Origin of the sequence: Furfurilactobacillus siliginis (assembly GCF_001437435.1) — a bacterium.
Lineage (GTDB): Bacteria > Bacillota > Bacilli > Lactobacillales > Lactobacillaceae > Furfurilactobacillus > Furfurilactobacillus siliginis.
This window is the reverse complement of sequence record NZ_JQCB01000007.1, coordinates 97,049-97,379: the sequence shown is the minus strand read 5'-3', so window position 1 is coordinate 97,379 and position 331 is coordinate 97,049.

Sequence of the window (331 nt, the reverse complement as noted above, 5' to 3'; positions counted from 1 at the left end):
AGGCCATTAGCAAGTTCGCTTCGCTCACCGTCGACCAGATGTAGCGCCTTACCGCTTTGGCTTCGCGCAATCCTTGCGCAGCCTACGCTCTCGGCACGACATCTGGTCTCCATTGCTAATGACCTGGCGCTGGGGGAGTGCTTTGCCCGCTTTGCGGGCAAAACACAAGTGCAGTGAACGTCGAAGAAAACTCGCCGCCACTTTGACTGCAACGACCAACGTTCAATCCAAGTAACAGTTAACTGCAAACTCAAGTAGCCGCTCTAACAGTCTACGTGTACGTAGCTTGTTAGAGCGGCTATTTGAGTTTGCGACTGACTTTTACTTTGGC